This window comes from Mesorhizobium montanum (genome assembly GCF_033977145.1).
GTDB classification, from domain to species: Bacteria; Pseudomonadota; Alphaproteobacteria; order Rhizobiales; family Rhizobiaceae; genus Mesorhizobium; species Mesorhizobium montanum.
Map to the genome: position 1 here is coordinate 240,801 of NZ_JAVIJF010000006.1, position 22,071 is coordinate 262,871.

The window sequence follows — 22,071 nt, forward strand, 5'->3', positions numbered from 1 at the left end:
TTCGGAGGCCGGAGTGTAACCACGACCCTGTCCAGGGACAAGTTTGCCGGCGGCCGCGAATCTTTAGGTTTCATTTCGATCTAGGGCTGCATCGGCTCCGCATACCCCTCGCTTAGCCAATCAGAAAGATCAAGGCGAGCGAGCTCGGCTGTCCTGGCTATGTCGGCTTCAAATTCGCGTTGCAGCCGCCGTGCGAGCGAAGGCTCCGCACTGTGAGATGGTGCGAAAGTTGGAACGATATAGCGAGGTTTGGCCGTGCCCCGACCGACAACTGCTTCCAGTCCCAAAAACGCTTCGACTGACGACAGAGTGAGATTTGGTTGGTTCCATAGCGCATCCGCTCGGTAGACATGAACATTACCACGAGGGAGGAGACGATAGATGCGTTCGAGTTGCTGCGAGTAGAATCCACGTTCCACATACGAATACACGCGGTGAACGCCATTCGGCGCTTCTGAAACCCTGCGCCTCCCGATGGCCGAGACAGCATCCGCAAATGGCAGGTTTTCTGCTTGTCGCGCGGTCTCCATCCGCCAATGCGACAACGCGCGGAAAACTGGATGCCGGAGAGCGACGATGAGTTTGGCCTCGGGATTGTACCGGCGAATGCGTTCAATCGAGTGTGGCCAATAACAGTAGATCGGCGTCGCCTCGCCCCGCAAAGCCGGCCGAGACCAGTCGAAACTGTCATGAAGCCGCGAATGATCGGGACGATCCCAATCCACGCCGGTGTCGTCATCAAAGTGATGGATTTCCTTTATTGCGGGCAGTTCGACACCAGGATGCCGAGACAGCAACGAATGTAATGCCGTGGTGCCGCCCTTTTGGACTCCCGCAATGAAGAAGTCGATCAACGAATTCCCTCCGAAGGCATCGATTCAGCCATACCCTATTGATATGAGCGTCGTTGCATTGGAACAAATCATAGAGATTTTACCTGCCGACTTGATTGCTCATTTCGCAAGAGGCTGCTTTTACGGCGATAGCGCTGGCTAGGGCGAGTGGCTGCCGCGCGCGCCTGACCGGCTAGAGCAATTCCAGGAAAAGTGTGCAACGGTTTTCCGTCCGGAATTGCGCAAAAACAAAGAGATAGAGCGTATCACCGTTTCCGTGAAACGGTGAAACGCTCTAGCCAGGCGATTGGCCGGCAACCAGCCAAGCGCCGTCACCGCTTTGCAGGCCCGAGCATTTACCGAAGATCAGGTGACTTTCGGGTTCGTCTCGCCGGTCTTGAGAAAAGTCAGGCCGATGCGGTGGGGGCGATCTTCATCAGCCGCTTTTTGGCCTCTGCCACTCGCGTCAGTTCCGACCGTATGCGGCCGCACAGCGCGAGACTGATCCCGATGCCGCATTCCTCGTCGAGCATTTCTTTGGCGTGATTGAGAGAAGTCTCTGCGCGCCTAACGCGCTGTCTGGCCTTGGCCAATTCCAGGTTCAGTACGTCCACGTCCGCATCCCGAATTGCGGTCCCTTCGATAAGGAAACAGCAGCGTATGGCTTTTGTTCCGAAGCCTCGGCGATCCGATCCGTTATCTATTTGATTTTTTTGTTTTTGGTGAGCGCGATGGGATTCGAACCCATGACCTACTGATTAAAAGTCAGTTGCTCTACCGGCTGAGCTACGCGCTCCCGCGGGCTCAAAACGCCGCCCTCGAAATTGCGCGGAACATAGGGAGAGTGCCGCGACCGGTCAACCGGAAAAAGATGAGCGTCCAGGTGGGTTTTTGAACAGATTTCGAAGGGGCGCTGAGGGTGTTTGCGAAAGGCTTCCGTGCCTGCGCCAATAACCCGGGTCCGGGTCACTTCAATCCGAGTCCGCGTCACTTCAGAAATCTCTACAATAACAAGGGGTTGGTATTGGAATGGGAACCATTGCAACCCGGACCCGTTTCGCAAAACGGGGAACGCCCATCAACCCTCGAGGAGAAGATCAATGAACAAGATCGCATCGGGCCTGCTGGCAGCCGCCCTCTCGGCGTCGTTCATCGCGGCGGAGATGGTGCCAGTCAACGCCCAGCCAGCTTATGTGCCACTACCCCAGGGCCTATCGTCGGATTTCCAGACCGTCCAGTATCGGGATTGGAGACGGCACCGCAGCTTCAACCGCGATTTCTCCCGTCGTGACGGCGCCATCTACTGGAACGGCCATCGCGGCTATCGTGAATATCGCCGCGGCTATCGCCGGCATGGCGATTATTGGTTCCCGCTCGCAGCCTTCGCCACCGGCGCGCTGATCACCGGCGCCATCATCAACAGCGAGAACAATCGTGTCTATCGCGGCAACTCGCATGTCCAATGGTGCTACGACCGCTACCGCTCGTACCGCGCCTCGGACAACACCTTCCAGCCTAACAGCGGCCCGCGTCAGCAGTGCAGGTCGCCCTACTGACGGCCCCAGTCAGTACCCAGGGTCGTTGACCGAGCCCGCGCCAAGGCGCGGGCCCTCTCTTTTCAGATCTCAGTTCGTGCTCAGTGTCCGCCGCACCGCATCGCGCCATCCGGCAAGCTTGGCCGAGCGCGTTTCAGCATCCATCTCCGGCTTGAAGCGTCGTTCGAGCGCCCAGCTCTCGGCGAAGTTCTTCGTCTTCGGCCAGACGCCCGCTTTTGAGCCGGCGAGCCAGGCCGCACCCAGTGCCGTCGTCTCCGGGATCGTCGGCCGATCGACCGGTGCGTCGAGAATGTCGGCCAGCCGCTGCATGGTCCAGTCGGAAGCGACCATGCCGCCGTCGACCCGCAGCACCGTCTTTGCCGAGGCGCCTTTCCAGTCCCTGCGCATGGCGTCGAGCAGGTCGCGCGTCTGAAAGGCGACCGACTCCAGTGCTGCGCGCGCGAACTCGGCCGGGCCTGAATTGCGCGTAAGGCCGAAGATGGCGCCGCGGGCCTCCGCGTCCCAATGAGGCGCGCCAAGGCCGACAAAGGCCGGCACCAGATAGACCTGCTGCGCCGGATCTGCGGTCGCAGCAAGAGCGCCGCTCTGCTCGGCCTTGCCGATCACCTTGATGCCGTCGCGCAGCCACTGCACGGCCGCACCCGCGATGAAGATCGAGCCTTCCAGCGCATAGGTGGTCTTGCCGTTCAAGCGGTAGGCGATGGTGGTGAGCAGCCGGTTCGTCGACCGCACCAGGTCGGCACCGGTATTAAGCAGCGCGAAGCAGCCGGTGCCGTAGGTGGATTTCATCATGCCGGGCTCGAAACAGGCCTGGCCGATGGTCGCCGCGTGCTGGTCGCCCGCGACGCCGAGGATCGGCACCTCGGCACCGAAGAGACTCTTTTCGGTGACGCCGAAATCATCGGCGCAGTCTTTCACCTGCGGCAGGATCGCGGCCGGTATGTTCAGGATCGAGAGCAGCTCGTCGTCCCAGACATTCTTCTCGATGTTGTAGACCAGCGTGCGCGAGGCGTTGGTGGCGTCCGTGGCGTGCACTTGGCCGCCGGTCAGCCGCCAGATCAGGAAACTGTCGATCGTGCCGGCGAGCAATTCGCCCTTCCCGGCGCGCTTGCGGGCGCCTTTCACCTTGTCCAGCATCCAGGCGATCTTGGTGCCGGAAAAATAGGGATCAAGCAGCAGGCCGGTCTTCTTCGCGAACTTTTTCTCCAATCCCTGCTCTTTCAGCTTCCGGCAGAGCGGCGCCGTGCGCCTGTCCTGCCAGACGATCGCGTTGTGGATCGGCTTGCCGGTCGCCTTGTCCCAAATGACGACCGTCTCGCGCTGGTTGGTGATGCCGATCGCCGCCACGTCCGACGCCGTGCGGCCGGCGGCCTTCAGCGCCGCCTTCACTGTCGCAAGCACGCTCGCCCAGATGTCTTCCGGATCATGCTCGACCCAGCCGGAGGCAGGATAGTGCTGCGTGAATTCCTGCTGGCCGGTGCCCGCGACTTTCATGTTGCCGTCGAACAGGATCGCGCGAGTTGAAGTCGTTCCTTGGTCGATGGCTAGGACGAAGCCGGACATAGATCATTCACTCCTGGGCAGCCGTGTTAGTGCCGCTGCAATCCTGCCGTAAGCGGCATCGGCGAGGCGAAGCATGGGCTCGGCATCAACGTTCAAAATCAAATCTCGGCTGCGAATGAAAGCCCGGACGACCGAATGATCAGGCCGAAACCAACGACCATCATCGGTCGGCACACCCTCTGGATTGATCCCTTCGCCGAAGATCATTGCATAGGCGGCCAGATAGGCCACGGATCGAGGATATTCAGCTTGGGTACCACTGGGGCCGTTTTGCCATTTTTCCAGCACTGTCGATCGATCGAAGGGCCGATCTTCAATGGTGCAGGCCGATGCGCGGTCACGAGCGCGGCTTTCAGGATTCAACAAATGCCCAAAAGACCGAACAATTTCGTCAATGTTTCGCGAATGCATTGCTTCCCCCTCGAACGCAAATGGGCCGGAGTTGCTTAGCTCCGGCCCAAAAGCTAGCTGGCGGCTTTACTTCTGCCAGCTCTTGACCAACTCGTCGTAGTTGATGGTGACCGGCTTTTCCTTCTCGTTGTCGAGTTTCAGCTGCGGCGCAAGGTTGCCCTTTTTGACCGCGTCGCCGTTCCAGTAAGCAAGGTCATGCTCTTCGGCCATCTTCGGACCGATATCGCCCTGGACGCCCGACTTCTCGATACGCTCCAGTACCTTCTCCTGATCGGCGCAGAGGCCATCCATGGCTTCCTGCGGCGACTTGGCGCCCGACGAGGCGTCACCGATATTCTGCCACCAGAGCTGTGCCAGCTTCGGATAATCGGGAACGTTGGTGCCGGTCGGCGTCCACTGCACGCGTGCCGGTGAACGGTAGAACTCGATCAGGCCGCCGAGCTTGGGAGCGCGTTCGGTGAAGCTCTTGTCGTGGATCGTGGAGTCGCGGATGAAGGTCAGGCCAACATGGCTCTTCTTCACGTCCACGGTCTTGGAGATCACGAACTGCGCGTAGAGCCAGGCGGCCTTGGCGCGGTCGGTCGGCGTCGACTTCATCAGCGTCCACGAGCCGACGTCCTGGTAGCCGAGCTTCATGCCGTCCTTCCAGTAGGAGCCGTGCGGCGACGGCGCCATGCGCCATTTCGGCGTGCCGTCATCGTTCATCACCGGCAGACCGGGCTTGACCATGTCGGCGGTGAAGGCGGTGTACCAGAAGATTTGCTGCGCGACGTTGCCCTGCGACGGAACCGGACCCGATTCAGAGAAGGTCATACCTTGCGCTTCCGGCGGCGCATAGGCCTTCAACCAGTCGAGGTACTTCTGGATCGCGTAGACCGATGCCGGACCGTTGGTGTCGCCGCCGCGCGCGACGCAGGAGCCGACAGGGCGAGAATTTTCATCGACCTTGATACCCCATTCGTCAACAGGCAGGCCGTTCGGCAGGCCCTTGTCGCCGTTTCCGGCCATCGACAGCCAGGCGTCGGTGAACCGCCAGCCGAGCGACGGATCCTTCTTGCCATAGTCCATGTGGCCGAAGACTTTCTTGCCGCCGACGTCGCGACCAGTGAAGAACTGGGCGATGTCCTCATAGGCAGACCAGTTGACGGGCACGCCGAGATCGTAGCCATATTTTGCCTTGAAGTCGGCCTTGTTCTTCTCGTCGTTGAACCAATCGTAGCGGAACCAATAAAGGTTCGCGAACTGCTGGTCGGGAAGCTGGTAGAGCTTCTTGTCCGGCGCCGTGGTGAACTTGGTGCCGATGAAGTCGTCGACGTCGAGCATCGGATCGGTGACGTCCTTGCCTTCGCCGGCCATCCAGTCGGTCAGATTGCGCACCTGCTGGTAGCGCCAGTGCGTGCCGATCAGGTCGGAGTCGTTGACCCAGCCGTCATAGATGTTCTGGCCGGTCTGCATCTGGGTCTGGATCTTTTCGACGACGTCGCCTTCCTGGATGACGTCATGCGTGACCTTGATGCCGGTGATGGCGGTAAAGGCCGGTGCAAGTGTTTGCGACTCGTACTGGTGCGTTGTCAGGGTTTCCGACACGACCTTGATGTCCATGCCGGCGAACGGCTTGGCGGCGTCGATGAACCACTGCATTTCCTTTTCCTGATCGGCGCGCGAAAGCGTCGATAGGTCGCCTATCTCCTTGTCGAGAAAGGCTTTTGCCTCATCCATCCCGGCATAGGCATGGCCCGCTCCGAGCAATAGGGCAAGGGCGGTCGTCGATGTTAGAAATTGCCGTCGCATGTGTCTCCTCCAGTCTTAGGTTGCAAGTCTGATCCGGAGCGGCCGCCAGCACGCGGCCGCTCCGACTATTCCCCCTCTATACGTAACGGAACACGCCAATGGCGTAGATCACGGAGAGAGCGAGAGCCCACCACAGGTTGGGTCCAACCAGACCCAGCCAAGCGAGATGGATGAAGGCGCTGCCGAGCAGCGACAGGAAGAGGCGGTCGCCGCGCGTCGTCTCGAAGCGCAGCACGCCGACGCGCGGATTACCGCCGGGCGAGACATATTCCCAGACGCCCATGCCGAAGAGCATCAGCGCAATGACAATGAAGAAGGCGGCCGTCGGCCACGTCCACGCCATCCAGGAGAAGTTGAGGTTCATGGCTTAGACCCTCCCCAGGGCGAAGCCCTTGGCGATATAATTTCGCACGAACCAGATCACGAGCGCGCCGGGGATCAGCGTCAGCACGCCGGCGGCGGCGAGCAGGCCCCAGTCCATGCCGGCCGCAGATACGGTGCGGGTCATGGTGGCGGCGATCGGCTTGGCGTCGGTTGTGGTCAGCGTGCGCGCGATCAGCAGTTCCACCCACGAGAACATGAAGCAGAAGAAGCAGGCTACACCGATGCCGCTCGCGATCAGCGGCATGAAAATCTTCACGAAGAAGCGCGGGAAGGAATAGCCGTCGATATAGGCGGTCTCGTCGATCTCCTTCGGCACACCCGACATGAAGCCTTCGAGGATCCACACCGCCAGCGGCACGTTGAACAGGCAGTGTGCCAGCGCCACCGCGATATGGGTGTCGATCAGACCGAAAGCCGAATAGAGCTGGAAGAACGGCAGCGCGAAGACGGCCGGCGGCGCCATGCGGTTGGTCAACAGCCAGAAGAACAGGTGCTTGTCGCCAAGGAAGCGATAGCGTGAGAAGGCGTAGGCTGCCGGCAGCGCGGCGGCGACTGAAATCACCATATTCATCACAACATAGGTGATGGAATTGATGTAGCCCGAATACCAGGCCGACTGCGTGAAGATGATGTAGTAGTTGTTCAGGGTCGGCGCGTGCGGGTAAAGCGTCAGCGAAGAGATGATTTCCTCATTCGTCTTGAAGCTCATATTGACGAGCCAGTAGATCGGCAGCAGCAAGACGAAGATGTAGATCGTCGGCACGATCCACCACCAGCGCGATTCCTCGCCGCGGCGCCGCATCAGCCGCGCCACCTCATCCTGCGACAGGGTGCTGGCCAGTCCTTCGGAAAGCGCTGTCTCGCTCACTCTGTCCGTTCTTTCGTTGGCGCCACTCATCTCAGCACTCCGCATCGTAGTTGGTCATCACGGTGTAGAAGACCCATGACAGCAAAAGGACGATCAGGAAGTAGACCAGCGACATCGCCGCCGCCGGACCGAGATCGAACTGGCCGAGTGCGGTCTTGACGAGATCGATCGAAAGGAACGTCGTCGAGTTTCCGGGACCGCCGCCGGTGACGACGAAGGGCTCGGTGTAGATCATGAAACTGTCCATGAAGCGCAAAAGCACGGCGATCAGAAGCACGCGCTGCATCTTCGGCAACTGGATGTAGCGGAACACCGCCCACCGCGATGCGCCGTCGATCTTGGCCGCCTGGTAGAAAGCATCGGGAATAGAGACCAGGCCGGCATAGCAAAGCAGAACGACCAGGCTGGTCCAGTGCCAGACATCCATGATGATGACGGTGACCCAGGCGTCGATCGGGTCCTGCACGTAGTTGTAGTCGATGCCGAGCGCCTTGACATAGTAGCCGAGCAGGCCGATGTCGTTGCGGCCGAACACCTGCCAGATGGTGCCGACGACATTCCACGGAATCAGCAGCGGCAGGGCCATCAGGACCAGGCAGACCGGCACGCCCCAGCCCTTCTTCGGCATGTTGAGCGCGACGAAGATGCCGAGCGGCACCTCGATCGCCAGGATGATGAAGGAGAAGATCAGGTTGCGGACCATCGCTTCCCAGAAGCGGGGCGAATGAAGCAATTCCTCGAACCACTCCGTCCCCGCCCAGAAGAAGACGTTGTTGCCGAACGTGTCCTGAACCGAATAGTTGACGACGGTCATCAGCGGGATGACGGCCGAGAACGCCACCAGCACCAACACCGGCATGACAAGGAACCAGGCCTTGTTGTTCCAGGTCTTGTCCATCTATGCCCCCATCTCGACGCGCCAGGAATCGGCATAGATGTTGATGCCCGCAGGATCGAAGCGGACTTTCGGCTCGGCCGGGACCTCGTCGTCCTCACCGATGACGGCCGCGATCTCCTTGCCCTCGAGATTGGCGCGCACCACCTTGTGGCGGCCGACGTCCTCGACCTTGCTGACCTGGACGGCCATGCCTTCGCGGCCGAGCCGCACATATTCGGGACGGATGCCGAGCTCGACGGCGCCGGGTTCGGCCTTGGGTACGCCCGGCAGTTCGATGCGCTGCGCGCCGAGCTTTGCCGTCCTGCCCTCGAGCGAAACCGGCAAGACGTTCATGCCTGGCGAACCGATGAAATAACCGACGAAGGTATGGCGCGGGCGCTCGAAGAGTTCCGCCGGCGTGCCGATCTGCACGATGCCGCCGTCGTACATGACCACTACCTGGTCGGCGAAAGTCAGCGCCTCGGTCTGGTCATGCGTGACATAGACCATAGTGTAGCCGAAGCGGCGATGCAGTTGCTTCAACTGCGAGCGCAGCACCCACTTCATATGCGGGTCGATCACGGTCAGCGGCTCGTCGAACAGGATGGCGTTGACGTCCGAGCGCACCAGGCCGCGTCCAAGCGATATCTTCTGCTTCTGGTCGGCGGTAAGCCTGCGCGCCTTCCGGTTCGCCATCGAGGCGAGATCGATCATGTCGAGCGTTTCGCGCACCTTGCGGTCGACATCGGCTTCCGGCACGCGGCGGTTGCGCAGCGGGAAGGCCAGATTGTCGTAGACGGTCATGGTGTCGTAGATGACCGGGAACTGGAACACCTGGGCAATGTTGCGCTCCTGCGTCGACAGATTGGTCACGTCCCGGCCATTGAACAGCAACCGGCCGTGCGAGGGATGCAACAGTCCCGAAATGATGTTGAGCAAGGTGGTCTTGCCGCAGCCCGACGGCCCGAGCAGCGCATAGGCGCCGCCGTCCTCGAAGGTGTGATGCACCTCCTTCAGCGCGAAATCGGAATCCTTCCGCGGGTTGGGCAGATAGGAGTGGCGGATGTGATTGACCTCGATGCGCGCCATCGTTTGCTCCTCAGGCCGCCAGCTTCGGCGCCGTCACGGCGCGACCGTTGTGGTCGAAGACCATGATGTGGCGCGGATCGATGTATACCTCGACTTCATCGTCGGTCTCGAAGTCGAGAATGCCATGCGCAAGCATCACCCAGCGCGCATCGGCGAAGTCGAGATGGACGAAGCTTTCCGAGCCGGTGATTTCGGTGATGGTTACCTTCGCCCGCACCGGCACGGCGCTGGCGTTCGGCCGCTCCAGCGACAGATGATGCGGCTGGAAGCCGATCGTGTAGCTCGCGTCCGGAACGCCGTTGAGCTCCGGCGGCACCGGCAGCTTGACGCCGCCTTCGAGCAGGAAGTCCGATCCCTTCTTGGCGAGCACGATGGTGTTGAGCGGCGGATCGGCGAAGGTCCTCGCCGTCACCAGGTCGACCGGCTTGCGGAACACTTCGACGGTCGGGCCGAACTGCGTGACGTGGCCCTCCGAAAGCGTTGCAGTGTTGCCGCCAAGCAGCAATGCTTCATGCGGTTCGGTCGTCGCATAGACGAAGATGGTGCCGGCGGCGGCAAATATCTTCGGCAATTCGGCGCGCAATTCCTCGCGCAGCTTGTAGTCGAGATTGGCCAAAGGCTCGTCGAGCAGAACCAGGCTGGCGTTCTTGACGATGGCGCGGGCAAGCGCGGTGCGCTGCTGCTGGCCGCCTGAAAGATTGAGCGGCGTGCGGTCGAGAAAGGGCGTCAGCTTCAGCAGAGCCGCCGCGTTGCGCACTTCCTTGTCGATCCTCGCGTGCTCGACGCCGCCCACCCTGAGCGGCGAGGCGATATTCTCGTGGACAGTCATCGCCGGGTAATTGATGAACTGCTGGTAGACCATGGCGACGTTGCGCTTCTGCACCGGCTGCCCGGTGACGTCCTTGCCGTCGAACCAGACCGAACCGGAAGTCGGCGCGTCGAGGCCCGCCATCAGCCGCATTAGGCTGGTCTTGCCGGAAAGCGTGGGTCCCAGCAGAACATTAAGCGAGCCGTGCTGAAGCGTCAGCGACACGTCGCGGATATGCTCCTGCGCGCCGACCGTCTTCGTCACGTTCCTCAGTTCCAACATCATGCCTCCTCCCAGGCCTTGCGCATCAGCGGTCGATCCTTATTCCGCCGCCGCGACGTGCCGGCTGCTCAGTCCGCGCATGAATTCTTCCAGTGTCGCCGTCTGCTCGCGGCTGAAATGCAGGCCGCGCTTGGTCCGGCGCCACAGCACGTCCTCGGCGGTGACCGCCCATTCATTCTCGACGAGATAGCGAACTTCCGCCTCGAAAAGGTCGGCGCCGAAGTTGCGGCCGAGATCGGCATTCGACTTGGCAAGCCCGAGCAGTTTTTCCGCGCGCGTGCCGTAAAGCCGGGTGAGCCGGCGCGCCAGCCGCTGGTCGAGGAACGGATAGGTTTTCTTCAGCCTGGCGACCTGGGCATCGAAACCGGTCGCCGGGAAATCGCCGCCGGGCAGCGGCGCGTCATGCGTCCATGGCTTGCCGCGCTTGCCGAGAAAACCTTCGATCTTTTCCAGCATCGATTCCGCCAGCCGCCGGAAGGTCGTGATCTTGCCGCCGAAAGCATTGAGCAAGGGGGCAGTTTCCTCCCCGCCATCGGCCTTCAGCACATAGTCGCGCGTCGCCTCCTGCGCCTTCGAGGCGCCGTCGTCATAGAGCGGGCGCACTGCCGAATAGGTCCAGACGATGTCGGAGCGCTTCACGGGTTGCGCGAAATATTCGCTTGCCGCGGCGCAGAGGTAGTCGATCTCGGTGTCCGAGATATTCACGTCATGCGGATCGCCGGGATAGTCGCGGTCGGTGGTGCCGATCAGCGTGAACTCTTCCTCGTAAGGAATGGCGAAGATGATGCGGCCATCCTTGTTCTGGAAGAAATAGGCACGCGGATCGTCGAACTTCTTGGCGATGACGATGTGGCTGCCCTGCACGAGGCGGACATTGTGGACTTCTTTCTGGCCGACGGCGGTCTGAAGCACGTGATCGACCCAGGGGCCGGCGGCGTTGACCAGAAGCCGTGCGCGAACCTCTTCGGTCTCGCCGGTAAGCACATTCTGCACTTTTACGGTCCAAATCGCGCTATCCCGGCGCGCGCTGACAACCTTGGTGCGGGTGCGGACGATGGCGCCACGATCCGCCGCATCGCGGGCGTTCAGCGCCACCAGGCGGGCGTCATTGACCCAGCCGTCCGAATATTCGAAAGCCTTGCGGAACAATGGCTTGAGCGGCTTGCCCGCCGGATCGCTGGCCATGTCCAGCGTCTTCGTCGCCGGCAGCAGCTTGCGCCCGCCGATATGATCGTAGAGGAAAAGTCCGAGCCGGATCAGCCAGGCGGGCCTGAGGCCCTTGGCGTAAGGCAGCACGAAACGCATCGGCCAGATGATGTGCGGCGCGTTCTTCCACAGAACCTCGCGCTCCATCAGCGCTTCGCGCACCAGCCGGAACTCGTAGAATTCGAGATAGCGCAGGCCGCCATGGATCAGCTTGGTCGAGCCTGAGGAGGTCCCGCTGGCCAGATCGTTCATCTCGGCGAGGTATACCGAAAATCCGCGACCAACGGCGTCGCGGGCTATGCCGCAGCCATTTATGCCGCCGCCGATGACGAAAATGTCATGGATCGGAGATGCGTCCAAGAGTTCCTCCAACGATTTCGCATTGCACCATTTTTATGTTTTACGAAACCGTGACGGAATTATTTCGAACTCAAAGCGAATGTCAAACGAAATATATCATGGCCGTGTGCGGTAGCCGCGATACGAGTCTATTCAAGCGCCGTCTCGATCAGCCGGACCTCGGTCTCCTCGCAAATCCTGCGGATCGAGGGGATTTCGCAACGATCGGTGATGAAGGTATTCACCTGCGAAAGATGACCGATCCGAACCGGCGCCGTGCGCTCGAATTTGGTCCGGTCGGAGACCAGAATGACATGGCGGGCATTGGCGATGATGGCCTGCGCCACCTTCACCTCGCGGAAATCGAAGTCGAGCAGCGCGCCGTCATGGTCGATAGCCGAGGCGCCGATGACGGCGTAATCGACCTTGAACTGGCGGATGAAATCGACCGCCGCCTCACCGACAACGCCGCCGTCGGAGCCGCGCACGACGCCGCCGGCGATCACCACCTCGATCGAAGGATAGATGCGCATCCTATTGGCAACGTTGATATTATTGGTAATGACCATAAGTCCGTTATGGTCGAGAAGCGCCGTGCTGACGGCCTCGGTCGTGGTGCCGATGTTGATGAACAGCGAGGCATTGTCCGGAATCAGCCGTGCCGCCGCGCTGCCGATCGCCTCCTTCTCATCGGCGGCAATCTTGCGCCGCGCCTCATACTCCATGTTCTCGATGCCCGACGGAAACAGCGCGCCGCCGTGGATGCGGGTAAGCAGGCGCTGGTCGCACAGATCGTTGAGGTCCTTGCGGATGGTCTGCGGCGTCACGTTGAAATGCGTCGCCAGGTCATCGACCAGAACCCTGCCATGGTCTTTCGCCATCTGGATGATTTCGGCGTGGCGTGGCGAAAGAAACATCGCGCGTCCTCCCGTTTTCGTTTTTCCCCTCTATACGAGAAAACGAAAGCGGTGAAAAGGCAACCGGCCGGCTAATGAAATTTCAGGCGACGGTAAGCAAACGCCGCCAAATCCCGGGTATCAGACGCGCTCCGCCACTTTGCGTTCGATGGAGGCGGCCTTGCCCGGCGAGCGGATCAACAGAAACTTGCCCGACCAGTTCCCGAGGATGCGCCAGATTCCTTCGATCTCGGTGGCATCGCCGTTCAGACGTCCGCTGTAGTCGATCGGGTGCACATGCAATCCGGCATTGTTATATGTCTTCACGAAAACAACTGATCTGCCGTCGCGTCGTCCCTCCAACGTCGCATAACGCAACGCGCCGGTAGCCGGTCCGGCCGGTTCGTGGGTCGTTCCCGTCAAACCGGATGCCGTCTCGAAAAGCGTCGCGACGAAGGAGACCGGCGCCAGATCGCGCGGATAGAAATAACGGCCATTCCAGACGCCAGTCACATTTTGCGCTGCAGCTTTGCGGACGGTCACGATCTTCTCCCCCGGCCGCGTTTCGGCAGCTAGCTCAGGCCGTCAACGATCTTGCACATTCGCAGATGACGTTGAAGGCCGCGTCGACGTCCGCCGCCGTCGATTCGAACTGGCCGGCCTGGAAGCGGATGGCAACCCGCCCGTCGACCCGCGTCTGCGTGAGATAGATTCGGCCATCGGTGTTGATCGCGTCGACCAGACGCAGATTGTGCTCGTCTGGATCGGTGCCCGACGCCCGGTGCCGGAACGAAAACAGCGACAGCATCGGCTCGCTGACGATCTCGAAATCCACTTCCTTGGCCAGCCGCACGGCGAGCCCTTCGCTCCAGGCGACGTGGTTGCGGATCATTGTGCGCAGGCCGTCGAGGCCATGGGCACGTAGCAGGAACCAGAGTTTCAATGCTCGGAAGCGGCGCCCGAGCGGCACTGACCATTCCGAATAGTTGATGATGCCGTCATGGCCGCGCGTCTTTAGATAATCCGGCTTGATCGCCAGCGTTCGCACTAGGTCTTCCGGCTGGCGGACGAACTGGATCGAGCAGTCGAATTGCGCGCCCAGCCACTTGTGCGGATTGAAGACGATGGAATCGGCGCCTTCGACCCCGGTCCAGAAACGCCGGTATTCCGGACAGATCATCGCCGATCCGGCCCAGGCGGCGTCGACATGCAGGTAAAGCCCGTGACGCTTCGCGGCCGCAACCACTGCCGCAATGTCGTCGGTGCCGCCGGTGCTGGTGCCGCCAACGCAAGCGATGATGCCGGTGGGCAGCAGTCCCGCTTCACGATCGGCGACGATGGCGGCTTCAAGCGCCGCCGTGTCCATGGCGCGGAAGCGTCCGGCAACCGGGATGCGGATGAGGTTTTCCTCACCGATGCCGGAGACCCAGATGGCGCGGTCGATCGAGGTATGGACATGGTCGGAGGAATAGACGCGCAGCTTGCCCTGCCCGGCGAGGCCTTGTCTGTTGCCCTGCCAGTCGAGCGCCCGCTCGCGCATCGTGAGCACCGCCGCAAGCGTCGCCGACGAGGCCGAATCCTGGATGACGCCGGAAAAGCCCTCGGGCAGGCCCAGCGCCTGGCGCATCCAGTCGACGATGCGCATCTCGAGCTCGGTCGCCGCCGGCGAGGTCTGCCACAGCATGCACTGCGCGGCCATCGCCGAGACCAGATATTCCGCCACGACCGACACCGGCGCCGCATTGGCAGGGAAATAGGCAAAGAAACGCGGATGCTGCCAATGCGTCATGCCCGGCAAGATCTTCGCTTCAAAATCGGCGAAGATCTTTTCCATCGGCTCGGGCATTTCGGGTGGAGAGGCCTCGATGCTCCTGAAAATCTCGCCCGGCGCGATTGCCGGCCGCACGGGACGGTCGCGCAGGCCGGCGCGGTAATCGACGCCCCAATCGGCTGCCCGCCTCGACCAGTCGCGGAATTCCTCATTGTCCATGTTTTCCTCCCAGCAGCCTTCGGAGATACCAGCCGGTCGACCGTTCTCGGTCTTTAATTAACATGTTAAATAAAATGAAGCAACGCGGGATCGAAAAGGTCCTATCCCGGAAAATCCGGCAGATTTGAAAAGGCTAATTTCAGCGCATTGGACCAGCCGTCGGAAATGGTGCGGTAATAAGGATCGTCCCGGCCGATCCGCCGGTTCAGCCCGACTTTGAACGCGTCCTGTTCCAGGAACAACAGATCGAGCGGCAGTCCGACCGAGAGGTTGGATTTCAGCGTCGAATCGAACGACACCAGAAGCAGCTTCACCGTCTCGGCCAGACTCATGGCCCGGTCATAGGCGCGGATGATGATCGGCTTGCCGTATTTCGTCTCGCCGATCTGGAAGAATGGCGTGTCGTCGGTCGACTCGATGAAATTGCCTTCCGGGTAGATCATGAACAGCCTTGGCGGGCTGCCCTTGATCTGGCCGCCGAGAATGAAGGAGGCATTGAAATAGGAATCCGCCTTCTCGCCGTCCGGTGAGGCATGCGCGATCACTTCCTTGACCGTGTCGCCGACCAGCCGCACCGTCTGATACATGGACGGCGTATCGAGCAGCTTCTCATGGCGGTCGCTGACCGCCTTGTTGCGCTCGTCGAGCAGGCTGACCACGGCCTGCGTCGTGGCAAGGTTGCCCGCCGACATCAGCACGATGACGCGCTCGCCCGGCTGCTCCCAGACATGCATTTTCTTGAAGGTCGAGATCGAATCCATGCCGGCATTGGTGCGCGTGTCCGACATGAACACGAGCCCGCGTTCGATCTTGAGGCCGACGCAATAGGTCATTGTCGCTCTTCTGCTAAGCAAATTCCAGGAAAAGTGTGTAGCGGTTTTCCGTTCGGAATTGCGTGAAAACCCGGAACTGCGTGAAAACAAAGAGATAGAGCGGTTCGGCGATTCTATCAAACGCTGAACCGGTCCGGCGATTCCCGGCGCAGATTACTGCTCTACCGTGACGCTCACGGCAAGCTTCTCTTGCGCCTGCCCCAGCAGTATCCCCGACACCGGCGAGGCATCGCGATAGTCGCGCCCCATCGCCACCCGCACATAGCGTTCGTCGGGAGAGATACCGTTCGCCGGGTCAAAGGCAACCCAGCCGAGACCCACAACATATGCCTCGGCCCAGGCATGGCTCGCCGCCTGCTCGACCGCCGCATCCATCATCAGGTAGCCGCTGATATAGCGGGCGGGAAAGCCAAGCACGCCGGCCGCGGCGATGAAGATGTGGCTGTGGTCCTGGCAGACGCCGGATTTCAGCGCCAGGGCCTCCTCCGCCGGCGTCGCGACGCTGGTCGTGCCCGGTCTGTAGGCGACGCGTTCGCCGATCGCGCCCATCAGCCCGTGCAGCCGCTCTATCTCGGTGCCCTGCCCGACCGTGCCGGCCAATTCACGTATGCCTTCGCCGGCGGTGGTGAGTTGCGTCTGCTGTGCGAACAGCCAGAGCGGCGCAAAGCCCTGATGCGGACCCGTCACGCCCGCCGTGTCATGCGTTGTCACGTCTCCCGTCGCCTCGACGGTGATCGCGCTGTGGCCGCTCTCGGCGCTCATCAGCCGCGTCTCGTTGCCGAAATGGTCGGTAAAGCGCACCTCCTCGCGCGCGCCTTCGACCTTGATCGCCCAGGAGCCGACGGTCTGCGTGCGCCCGCTCGAAGGCAGCAGACGCAGCCGCTGCAGCAGGTACTGCACCGGCGCATCGTAGCGGTACTCGGTGCGATGGGAGATCTTGAGCCGCATGACGCCCGCCCTCAGCTGTGCTCAATAGAACCGGTAGTCCTGGGCGATCTCGTCGCCCAGCCTGGTGTTGTCGCGAATGAACTCGGCCAGGAACTCGTGCAGGCCGTGATCGAATATATCCTTGATCGAGCCCTTCTTGAGCAGCGCCTGGATCTTCTCGGCCGTGCCGTGGCAGGCATGGCGTTCGCCATAATCGTCGGCGAGGAATTTCAGGTGCTCGCCTAAGAAGCGGTAGCAGAAGGTCAGCGAGCGCGGCATGCGCACATTGAGGATCAGATAGTCGGCAATATTCGTCGGCTTGTAGTCGGCTTCATAGACCCAGCGATAGGAGCGGTGCGCCGACACCGAGCGCAGGATAGACTCCCACTGGTAGTTGTCGAGGGTCGAGCCCACCCAGGACAGCGAAGGCAGCAGCACATAATATTTCACGTCAAGGATGCGCGCCGTGTTGTCGGCGCGCTCGACATAGGTGCCGAGCTGCGAGAAATCGAAAATCTCGTTGCGCAGCATCGTGCCGTAGAACGACCCGCGGATCAGCGCCGTCTCGCGCTTGATGGCGTCGAGCACCGTCGGCAGATCGCGTTCGTCGATCGGCCTGGCCAGCATGCGCTTCAGCGACATCCAGGCTTCGTTGATGCTTTCCCAGGTCTCGCGCGTCAGCGCCGTGCGCACCATGCGCGCATTGTTGCGCGCGGTCTCGATCGACGACATCGTGCTCGACGGGTTCGACGTGTCGCGCAGCAGGAAGTCCGAGACGTTGGCGGCGGTATAGTCCTGATACTTCTGGCTGAAGGAGACGTCCGAGCCGGCGCTGAGCAGCACCGAGTTCCATTCCTCCGACGCGCTCTGCGTGCGCGTCAGCGCCATGCGCAGTCCGGCGTCGACGAGGCGCGCCATGTTTTCGGCCCGCTCGATATAGCGGTTCATCCAGTAGAGACCGTTGGCGGTGCGGCCGAGAAGCATGTCAGCTTGCTCCGATGTCGAGCGAATAGCGAATAGCGAGTAGCGAGTAGGGGGAAAAAGACTTCATGATTTTTGCTGCAGGCTTCTGATCATCGAACGCATCATTCTTCCGATCTCGTCAGTTTGGCCGAGCAAGTTGGCGACTTCCGCTTCGACCATCAATCCTACCTCTCCGCACAAGATGAGATGTGTCTCCAACTCTTTTAGAGAGCCCTGCGCCACGCGAAGAAATTGGATGAAGGCTCCTGTACTTTCTCTTCCGTGACCTTCGGCAACATTTGCCGCTATGGAAGCCGCCGAGCGTCGTATCTGAGAGGTCATTCCGTATGCTTCGCTGTTCGGAAAACCTTTCGTGGCCGAGTAGCAATCCACTGCCAAACTCAAGGCCGCCTTCCAAACAATCAGATCTCTGTAGGAATTGATTGCCGTGGTATCCCCCTCTTTCCCCTACTCGCTACTCTCGCTACTCGCTACTCTCTACTCGCTCATTTCAATCATCCAACACCCAGGTATCCTTGGTGCCGCCGCCTTGCGATGAGTTGACGACCAGCGAGCCCTCCTTCAGCGCCACGCGCGTCAGGCCGCCGGGCACGATCTGGATGCGGTCGGAAACCAGCACATAGGGCCGAAGGTCGACATGGCGCGGCGCCAGCCCCTTTTCGGTCAGGATCGGGCAGGTCGACAGCGCCAGTGTCGGCTGGGCGATGTAATTCGAAGGCTTTGCCTGCAGCTTCTTGGCGAACTCCTGGCATTCCTTCTTGGTCGCCGCCGGGCCGACCAGCATGCCGTAACCGCCGGAGCCATGCACTTCCTTGATCACCAGCTCGCCGATGTGCTCGAGCACATATTTGAGGCTGTCCGCTTCCGAGCAGCGCCAGGTCGGGATGTTGCCGAGGATCGCCTTGCGGCCGGTGTAGAACTCGACGATCTCCGGCATGTAGGAATAGATCGCCTTGTCGTCGGCAATGCCGGTGCCCGGCGCGTTGGCGATGGTGATGTTGCCGGCGCGGTAGACATCCATGATGCCCGGCACGCCGAGCGCGGAGTCCGGCCGGAAGGTCAGCGGATCGAGGAACGAATCGTCGACGCGCCGGTAGAGCACGTCGATCTGCTTGTAGCCTTCGGTCGTGCGCATCGCGACATGACCGTCGACGACACGCAGATCCTGCCCTTCCACGAGCTGCACGCCCATCTGGTCGGCGAGGAAGGCGTGTTCGAAATAGGCCGAGTTGTAGGAACCCGGCGTCAGCACCGCGATGGTCGGCATACCCTTCGTGTTTTGCGGCCGCACCGCGGCGAGCGACTGGCGCAGGAGCTGCGGATAGTTCTCGACCGGCCGCACCTTGATCTTCTGGAACAGCTCCGGAAAGAGCTGCATCATCGTCTCGCGGTTCTCCAGCATGTAGGAGACGCCCGATGGCGTGCGGGCATTGTCCTCCAGCACGTAGAATTCGTTCTCCGAGATGCGCACGATGTCGACGCCGATGATATGGGTATAGACGCCGGCCGGCGGTCTGACACCGATCATCTCGGGCAGGAAGGCCTCGTTCTTGGCGATCAACTCCCTCGGAACGCGACCGGCACGCAGGATCTCCTGGCGGTGGTAGATGTCGTCGAGGAAGGCATTGAGCGCCTGGACGCGTTGCTCGATGCCTTGCGTAAGCCGGCGCCATTCATTGCCCGATATGATGCGCGGCACGATGTCGAAGGGGATAAGCCGCTCGGAAGCTTCCTGCTCGCCATAGACGGCAAAGGTGATGCCGGTCTTGCGGAAGACGCGCTCGGCGTCCTGCATTTTCTCGGTAAGCCTGGCTGGGTCCTGCTCCTTCAGCCAGCGATCGTAAGCCTCATAAGGTCTTCTCAATCCGGAGACTTCCGGAAGCATTTCGTCGAACGCTGCCAATCGCGTACTCCCCTCTGAGACCATTTCACTGGCCTCGCCTGAGAAAATCAAGCGCAATCGGTGATTTAGGAAATCGTGGCGGCCACTCTATGCAAATTGCCTAATTTTAAGGCAAGAGCGGCAAGACAGGGTCAGCTTCTGCTTCTCGGCGGGGCAGCCGGTCAGAACGCCCGGAAGGTGACGATGGTGAAAGTGTCTTTGATTCCGGGCAGAATCTGCACCCGCTCGTTGACGAAGTGGCCGACGTCTTCCTCGTCGTCGATATAGAATTTGGCGAGCAGGTCATAATTGCCGGCTGTCGAGTAGATTTCTGAGGCGATCTCGGCATCGGCGAGCGCGCCGGCGACCTCATAGGACTTGCCCAGATCGCATTTAATCTGCACGAAAAATGCCTTCATTGCCCGGTCCTGCCAGCCTTCGACGCGAATAAGCGGCCCTTGTGGCAGACTGCCGCCCGGCTTTCAAGCATTACGCGGCACGCGCTTCAAAGAGGCGCCTAATCGCGCCCTGGCGCCGAAATAGCGGAATCTTCGTAGGCTGCTGAAACCACGCAACACCGCGATGCGTATGTTAGATTGCGTTCGCCAAGCGAATTTCCGGGGAGGCAGGCCATGCGCCGTGCATTGTTCGCATTAGCTCTTGTTCCGATGTTGATAGCCTCGCTTGCCTTCGCCGGCGATGCCGAGACCAAGGCCGCTCAGGTGGTCATCGACAGCCAGCTGAAGGCCTTCATCGCCAATGACGGCGCCACTGCCTACAGCTTCGCCGCGCCGAACGTGAAGCAGATCTTCCCGACCGTCGAAACCTTCATGAACATGGTGACGAACGGCTATGCGCCGGTGCGAAAGCCCCAATCCTATTCCTTCGGCAAGGTCGAGCAGACCGGGCCCGGTTCGATCGTCCAGCAGGTGCTGATCGTCGGACCTGACGGCAAGGATTATGAGGCGGTCTATACGCTGCAGCAGCAGGCGGACGGCAGTTTCAAGATCACCGGCTGCAGCCTGCGGGCGGCGAACTCGGTGAGTACCTGAGTCCGCCCGGCATGACTGCTCAATCCCGGCGGCTGTATAGTGTCCAGCCCAAACCGGAAAGGCCCCACAAGGCCGAGGTTCCGGCTCGTTCGTAGGCAAGTGCACAATCGAAGTCCACGCGCTCCGGCTGCTTTTGGAGATCGCCTTCGAGAATGAGCCACTCCGCGCGTCCGGCGCAAATCCTGTCCTGGGTGACGAGCGATGCCTGACGACCCATGCGCGCAGCGAAATAATCGACCATCATGCCGGTGCGGAAATCAGCGTTGGTGGCATATGTGGCGGTGCCGCTCTTCGTCATCTCGTCCACCATGTTGGAATAGGAACCACGCCCATGCTCGTAGAAACGGGTAAGCAGCGCCGCGTTGCCGCCCGCAACGAGCATGAGCATCCCAGCGGCGCAAAGCCTCCTCGTACCGCCAGCGTCGAGGCCGCGTCCGATCAGCTCTCCGACCCAAAGCAGCAACAAGGTTCCGCTGACGAGGAAATAGCGCGGGAATTCGACATTCGGCACATGCGCGGCTGCCATCAAGGCGGGCAACGCGACGATGCCGATGGCATAGAGACTGGCCCGGCGATCGCGCGAGACGCCTGCATATGCCAAAATCAGGGCGCAGACGATCGCGACACACGTCCAGTCGCCGATCCAGTCCGGCAGACCGAAAAGATAGCGGATCATTGCGCCATAGCCAGCGGCGAACCGCTCGAGAAAGAGGAAAACCCGCCGATCCTGAAGCTGAACAGTCGAGCGCCCACGAGTACTGCCGCGGCAAGCGGCAGCACGGCAAGGAAAGCAGGCAAGAAGGCCTGGACGACCTCCCTGTTGACGACAATCAGGCTGCGGCTGCGTCGCCAGCTTTGCCACGCCGTCCAGACCGTGAGCACCAAGACTGTTTCGATCATCGTCAGATGGGAAAGGAAGCCAAGCAGAATTGCGACAGCGAAGGCGGCGCCATACGGTCCCCGCTTGTCGAACCAGCGCTCCAGAAGGGCCACGGCAGCGAGTGTGAACAGCACAAGGCCAGCGTAGCCACGCGCCTCCGAGCCGTAGTGAACCATTGGATAGCTCACGGCGAACAGCAATCCCGACGCAATCATCGCCCAGCGTCCGCGCGATATAGCCGCGGCCGTAACGACGGTGCATGCACCGAGCGTTATCGACAGGCCGCGCTGGACCAGCGGCGCGGCATCAGGGCCGACGACATACTGATACATCGAGTTGAGGAAGTGATTGTTGTCGTGGTTTATACGCCAGAATATCTGGTCGATCGACGTCAGGGGACCCAGCAGCGTGATGCTCCAGACCTCGTCTTGCCAGAGATCCCCGCGCGCGCCGAGCAGACGCAAGCCCAGGCCGACAAGCACGACCGCCGAAATTACAAGTAATAGACTGGAGTTCCATTGCCGAATCGCCGCCGATTCAGGCCGGTTAATAAGTGTATTAGCATTTACTACATTAGAACCAGCGATCGACGCGTCTATTTTTGCCAAGGTCGTGCCGCC

Annotated in this window: 24 protein-coding genes and 1 tRNA gene; 2 read left to right on the top strand and 23 right to left on the bottom strand. The window is 61.0% G+C overall.

All coding sequences use genetic code 11. The annotated features are described in order from the left end of the window. Positions 1-80: 80 nt before the first annotated feature. The 3 genes from RFM68_RS10555 to RFM68_RS10565 form a co-directional block, all read right to left on the bottom strand. Positions 81-854: a sulfotransferase domain-containing protein gene (locus RFM68_RS10555; protein ID WP_320232684.1), complete on the bottom strand. Its 774-nt coding sequence runs from the start codon at positions 852-854 to the stop codon at positions 81-83. A gap of 386 nt (positions 855-1,240) precedes the next feature. Continuing rightward, positions 1,241-1,447 carry a hypothetical protein gene (locus tag RFM68_RS10560; protein ID WP_320232686.1) on the bottom strand — a complete coding sequence of 69 codons (207 nt, stop codon included), beginning with the start codon at positions 1,445-1,447 and terminating at the stop codon, positions 1,241-1,243. A 106-nt stretch (positions 1,448-1,553) separates the two neighbouring features. Next, positions 1,554-1,629 (bottom strand) — tRNA-Lys (locus RFM68_RS10565). 304 nt (positions 1,630-1,933) lie between these two features. Between RFM68_RS10565 and RFM68_RS10570 the strand changes: the two genes are divergently transcribed. Then, positions 1,934-2,389: a BA14K family protein gene (locus RFM68_RS10570; protein WP_320232687.1), complete on the top strand. Its 456-nt coding sequence runs from the start codon at positions 1,934-1,936 to the stop codon at positions 2,387-2,389. Positions 2,390-2,458: 69 nt separating this feature from the next. On the opposite strand, the gene glpK is transcribed toward RFM68_RS10570, so the two are convergent. The 18 genes from glpK to RFM68_RS10660 all read right to left on the bottom strand — a co-directional run bounded on the left by glpK (position 2,459) and on the right by RFM68_RS10660 (position 19,938). Continuing rightward, on the bottom strand, positions 2,459-3,952 hold the full coding sequence (gene glpK, locus RFM68_RS10575) for a glycerol kinase GlpK (RefSeq protein WP_320232689.1): 1,494 nt from the start codon (positions 3,950-3,952) through the stop codon (positions 2,459-2,461). Between the two features lie 3 nt (positions 3,953-3,955). Then, the gene (locus RFM68_RS10580; protein WP_320232691.1) at positions 3,956-4,363 is read right to left on the bottom strand and encodes a hypothetical protein; all 408 of its coding nucleotides are present in this window, start codon (positions 4,361-4,363) and stop codon (positions 3,956-3,958) included. A gap of 66 nt (positions 4,364-4,429) precedes the next feature. Further along, positions 4,430-6,154, bottom strand: a complete 1,725-nt coding sequence (locus RFM68_RS10585; RefSeq protein WP_320232692.1) for an ABC transporter substrate-binding protein — start codon at positions 6,152-6,154, stop codon at positions 4,430-4,432. Positions 6,155-6,230: 76 nt separating this feature from the next. After that, complete coding sequence (locus RFM68_RS10590) at positions 6,231-6,518, bottom strand: DUF2160 domain-containing protein (RefSeq protein WP_320232694.1); 288 nt, start codon at positions 6,516-6,518, stop codon at positions 6,231-6,233. Between the two features lie 3 nt (positions 6,519-6,521). Beyond that, the gene (locus RFM68_RS10595) at positions 6,522-7,436 is read right to left on the bottom strand and encodes a carbohydrate ABC transporter permease (protein WP_320232696.1); all 915 of its coding nucleotides are present in this window, start codon (positions 7,434-7,436) and stop codon (positions 6,522-6,524) included. 1 nt (position 7,437) lies between these two features. Next, positions 7,438-8,304: a carbohydrate ABC transporter permease gene (locus RFM68_RS10600; protein ID WP_320232697.1), complete on the bottom strand. Its 867-nt coding sequence runs from the start codon at positions 8,302-8,304 to the stop codon at positions 7,438-7,440. Beyond that, entirely contained in the window at positions 8,305-9,372 is a 1,068-nt protein-coding gene (locus RFM68_RS10605; RefSeq protein WP_320232699.1) for an ABC transporter ATP-binding protein, read from the bottom strand. 10 nt (positions 9,373-9,382) lie between these two features. Further along, positions 9,383-10,462: an ABC transporter ATP-binding protein gene (locus RFM68_RS10610; protein ID WP_320232818.1), complete on the bottom strand. Its 1,080-nt coding sequence runs from the start codon at positions 10,460-10,462 to the stop codon at positions 9,383-9,385. 39 nt (positions 10,463-10,501) lie between these two features. Beyond that, a complete protein-coding gene (gene glpD / locus RFM68_RS10615) occupies positions 10,502-12,028 on the bottom strand; it encodes a glycerol-3-phosphate dehydrogenase (protein ID WP_320232700.1) in 1,527 nt (508 codons plus the stop codon). 128 nt (positions 12,029-12,156) lie between these two features. Then, complete coding sequence (locus RFM68_RS10620) at positions 12,157-12,924, bottom strand: DeoR/GlpR family DNA-binding transcription regulator (protein ID WP_320232701.1); 768 nt, start codon at positions 12,922-12,924, stop codon at positions 12,157-12,159. 120 nt (positions 12,925-13,044) lie between these two features. Continuing rightward, a complete protein-coding gene (locus RFM68_RS10625; RefSeq protein WP_320232703.1) occupies positions 13,045-13,446 on the bottom strand; it encodes a hypothetical protein in 402 nt (133 codons plus the stop codon). Positions 13,447-13,480: 34 nt separating this feature from the next. Then, a complete protein-coding gene (locus tag RFM68_RS10630) occupies positions 13,481-14,893 on the bottom strand; it encodes a pyridoxal phosphate-dependent decarboxylase family protein (protein WP_320232704.1) in 1,413 nt (470 codons plus the stop codon). A gap of 101 nt (positions 14,894-14,994) precedes the next feature. Continuing rightward, positions 14,995-15,726 carry a proteasome-type protease gene (locus RFM68_RS10635; protein ID WP_320232706.1) on the bottom strand — a complete coding sequence of 244 codons (732 nt, stop codon included), beginning with the start codon at positions 15,724-15,726 and terminating at the stop codon, positions 14,995-14,997. A 153-nt stretch (positions 15,727-15,879) separates the two neighbouring features. After that, positions 15,880-16,674 (bottom strand): transglutaminase family protein, encoded by a 795-nt coding sequence (locus RFM68_RS10640; protein WP_320232708.1) that lies wholly within the window; start codon positions 16,672-16,674, stop codon positions 15,880-15,882. Positions 16,675-16,695: 21 nt separating this feature from the next. Next, a complete protein-coding gene (locus RFM68_RS10645) occupies positions 16,696-17,637 on the bottom strand; it encodes an alpha-E domain-containing protein (RefSeq protein ID WP_320232710.1) in 942 nt (313 codons plus the stop codon). Between the two features lie 63 nt (positions 17,638-17,700). Beyond that, positions 17,701-18,060 carry a four helix bundle protein gene (locus RFM68_RS10650; RefSeq protein WP_320232820.1) on the bottom strand — a complete coding sequence of 120 codons (360 nt, stop codon included), beginning with the start codon at positions 18,058-18,060 and terminating at the stop codon, positions 17,701-17,703. Positions 18,061-18,127: 67 nt separating this feature from the next. Beyond that, entirely contained in the window at positions 18,128-19,540 is a 1,413-nt protein-coding gene (locus RFM68_RS10655) for a circularly permuted type 2 ATP-grasp protein (protein WP_320232712.1), read from the bottom strand. Positions 19,541-19,701: 161 nt separating this feature from the next. Continuing rightward, positions 19,702-19,938, bottom strand: coding sequence for an Lrp/AsnC ligand binding domain-containing protein (locus tag RFM68_RS10660; protein WP_320232714.1), 237 nt, complete (start codon positions 19,936-19,938; stop codon positions 19,702-19,704). Between the two features lie 213 nt (positions 19,939-20,151). On the opposite strand from RFM68_RS10660, the gene RFM68_RS10665 reads away from it, so the two are divergent. Then, positions 20,152-20,571: a DUF4864 domain-containing protein gene (locus RFM68_RS10665; RefSeq protein WP_320232716.1), complete on the top strand. Its 420-nt coding sequence runs from the start codon at positions 20,152-20,154 to the stop codon at positions 20,569-20,571. Between the two features lie 19 nt (positions 20,572-20,590). Here RFM68_RS10665 and RFM68_RS10670 read toward each other — a convergent pair whose 3' ends face one another. Beyond that, a complete protein-coding gene (locus RFM68_RS10670; RefSeq protein ID WP_320232718.1) occupies positions 20,591-21,247 on the bottom strand; it encodes a hypothetical protein in 657 nt (218 codons plus the stop codon). Beyond that, positions 21,244-22,059, bottom strand: coding sequence for a hypothetical protein (locus RFM68_RS10675; RefSeq protein WP_320232719.1), 816 nt, complete (start codon positions 22,057-22,059; stop codon positions 21,244-21,246). Before RFM68_RS10675 ends, RFM68_RS10670 begins: the two co-directional genes overlap by 4 nt. Positions 22,060-22,071 lie beyond the last annotated feature (12 nt).

Coding starts and splice junctions, on each gene's coding strand:
- RFM68_RS10610 (WP_320232818.1), bottom strand. CDS start 10,462: ATGTTGGAACTGAGGAACGTGACGAAGACGGTCGGCGCGCAGGAGCAT.
- RFM68_RS10660 (WP_320232714.1), bottom strand. CDS start 19,938: ATGAAGGCATTTTTCGTGCAGATTAAATGCGATCTGGGCAAGTCCTAT.
- RFM68_RS10665 (WP_320232716.1), top strand. CDS start 20,152: ATGCGCCGTGCATTGTTCGCATTAGCTCTTGTTCCGATGTTGATAGCC.
- RFM68_RS10670 (WP_320232718.1), bottom strand. CDS start 21,247: ATGATCCGCTATCTTTTCGGTCTGCCGGACTGGATCGGCGACTGGACG.
- RFM68_RS10640 (WP_320232708.1), bottom strand. CDS start 16,674: ATGCGGCTCAAGATCTCCCATCGCACCGAGTACCGCTACGATGCGCCG.
- RFM68_RS10645 (WP_320232710.1), bottom strand. CDS start 17,637: ATGCTTCTCGGCCGCACCGCCAACGGTCTCTACTGGATGAACCGCTAT.
- RFM68_RS10620 (WP_320232701.1), bottom strand. CDS start 12,924: ATGTTTCTTTCGCCACGCCACGCCGAAATCATCCAGATGGCGAAAGAC.
- glpK (WP_320232689.1), bottom strand. CDS start 3,952: ATGTCCGGCTTCGTCCTAGCCATCGACCAAGGAACGACTTCAACTCGC.
- RFM68_RS10630 (WP_320232704.1), bottom strand. CDS start 14,893: ATGGACAATGAGGAATTCCGCGACTGGTCGAGGCGGGCAGCCGATTGG.
- RFM68_RS10600 (WP_320232697.1), bottom strand. CDS start 8,304: ATGGACAAGACCTGGAACAACAAGGCCTGGTTCCTTGTCATGCCGGTG.
- RFM68_RS10605 (WP_320232699.1), bottom strand. CDS start 9,372: ATGGCGCGCATCGAGGTCAATCACATCCGCCACTCCTATCTGCCCAAC.
- RFM68_RS10595 (WP_320232696.1), bottom strand. CDS start 7,436: ATGAGTGGCGCCAACGAAAGAACGGACAGAGTGAGCGAGACAGCGCTT.
- RFM68_RS10590 (WP_320232694.1), bottom strand. CDS start 6,518: ATGAACCTCAACTTCTCCTGGATGGCGTGGACGTGGCCGACGGCCGCC.
- RFM68_RS10635 (WP_320232706.1), bottom strand. CDS start 15,726: ATGACCTATTGCGTCGGCCTCAAGATCGAACGCGGGCTCGTGTTCATG.
- RFM68_RS10580 (WP_320232691.1), bottom strand. CDS start 4,363: ATGCATTCGCGAAACATTGACGAAATTGTTCGGTCTTTTGGGCATTTG.
- RFM68_RS10570 (WP_320232687.1), top strand. CDS start 1,934: ATGAACAAGATCGCATCGGGCCTGCTGGCAGCCGCCCTCTCGGCGTCG.
- RFM68_RS10585 (WP_320232692.1), bottom strand. CDS start 6,154: ATGCGACGGCAATTTCTAACATCGACGACCGCCCTTGCCCTATTGCTC.